2 protein-coding genes are annotated in these 1,815 nt (G+C 67.7%); both read left to right on the top strand.

All coding sequences use genetic code 11. The features are described 5' to 3' along the window. Nucleotides 1-13 precede the first annotated feature (13 nt). Nucleotides 14-799 (top strand): electron transfer flavoprotein subunit beta/FixA family protein, encoded by a 786-nt coding sequence (locus ACFT7S_RS38665; RefSeq protein ID WP_382741242.1) that lies wholly within the window; start codon nucleotides 14-16, stop codon nucleotides 797-799. Between the two features lie 53 nt (nucleotides 800-852). After that, nucleotides 853-1,815 carry an electron transfer flavoprotein subunit alpha/FixB family protein gene (locus ACFT7S_RS38660; protein ID WP_382741239.1) on the top strand — a complete coding sequence of 321 codons (963 nt, stop codon included), beginning with the start codon at nucleotides 853-855 and terminating at the stop codon, nucleotides 1,813-1,815.

Genomic DNA, 1,815 nt, shown 5'->3' with positions numbered 1-1,815 from the left:
TAGGAGAGCCGGCGTGAGCTTGAGGATCGTTGTCTGTGTGAAGTATGTGCCCGACGCGACTGGTGATCGGCATTTTGCTGATGACTTGACGGTGGACCGTGAGGATGTGGACGGTCTGCTGTCGGAGCTGGATGAGTATGCGGTGGAGCAGGCGCTGCAGATCGCGGGCGAGGCGGATGATGCCGAGGTCACGGTGGTGACGGTGGGTCCTGAGGATGCGAAGGACGCGTTGCGCAAGGCGTTGTCGATGGGTGCGGACAAGGCGGTGCATGTGGAGGACGACGCTCTGCATGGCAGTGATGTGATGGGCACGTCGTTGGTGCTGGCGAAGGCGATCGAGAAGACCGGGTTCGATCTGGTGATCGCGGGGATGGCGTCGACGGACGGCACGATGGGTGTGCTGCCGGCGATTCTCGCGGAGCGTCTGGGTGTGCCGCAGGTGACGCTGCTCTCGGAGGTGTCGGTCGAGGGCGGTGTGGTGTCGGGTCGTCGTGACGGTGACACCGCGTCCGAGCAGCTTCAGGCTTCCCTTCCGGCGGTGGTGTCGGTGACCGACCAGTCCGGTGAGGCCCGCTACCCGTCGTTCAAGGGGATCATGGCCGCGAAGAAGAAGCCGGTCACCTCTTTGGACCTGGATGATCTGGACATCGACGCGGAGCAGGTCGGTCTGGCGGGTGCCTGGACGGTCGTGGACGGTGCGACGCAGCGTCCGGCCCGTACGGCGGGCACGATCGTGAAGGACGAGGGCGAGGGCGGCAAGCAGCTCGCCGAGTTCCTCGCGGGCCAGAAGTTCATCTAGGCGCCCGTTCCGTCGTATCGCCTCCGTCTCTCATTCACGCAGGAGCAATTGCCATGGCTGAAGTCCTCGTCTACGTCGATCATGTCGACGGTGCTGTCCGTAAGCCCACCCTCGAACTGCTGACTCTGGCCCGCCGGATCGGTGACCCGGTCGCTCTCGCGCTGGGTGAGGGTGCCGAGGCCACCGCTACGGTGCTGGCCGAGCACGGTGCGGTGAAGGTCCTGACCGCCCAGGCCCCCGAGTTCACCCAGTACCTCGTCGCCCCGAAGGTCGACGCCCTCCACGCCGCCTACCAGGCCCTCTCCCCGGTCGCGGTGCTGGTGCCGTCCTCCGCGGAGGGCAAGGAGATCGCCGCGCGTCTCGCGGTGCGTACCGGCTCGGGTCTCATCACCGACGCCATCGACCTCGAAGCCGGCGACGAGGGGCCCGTCGCGACGCAGGCCGCGTTCGCCGCCTCCTTCACCACCAGGTCCCGCATCACCCACGGCACCCCGGTCATCACCGTGAAGCCGAACTCCGCCCCGGTCGAGCCCGCCCCCGCCGCGGGTGCCACCGAAACCCTCCCCGTCACCTTCACCGCGACCTCCACCGGCACGAAGATCGTGTCCAGGACCCCCCGCGAGTCCACGGGCCGCCCGGAGCTGACCGAGGCCGCGATCGTGGTGTCCGGCGGACGCGGCGTCAACGGTGCCGAGAACTTCGCGGTCATCGAAGCGCTCGCCGACTCCCTCGGCGCGGCCGTCGGCGCCTCCCGCGCCGCCGTCGACGCCGGCTGGTACCCCCACACCAACCAGGTCGGCCAGACCGGCAAGTCCGTCTCCCCCCAGCTCTACATCGCCTCCGGCATCTCCGGCGCCATCCAGCACCGCGCCGGCATGCAGACCTCCAAGACCATCGTCGCGATCAACAAGGACGCCGAAGCCCCCATCTTCGACCTCGTCGACTACGGCATCGTCGGAGACCTCTTCACCGTCGTCCCCCAACTCACCGAAGAAGTACACAACCGCAAGGGCTGA

This window comes from Streptomyces sp. NPDC057136, assembly GCF_042670885.1.
Lineage (GTDB): Bacteria > Actinomycetota > Actinomycetes > Streptomycetales > Streptomycetaceae > Streptomyces.
This window is presented reverse-complemented; position numbering and strand designations above follow the sequence as displayed.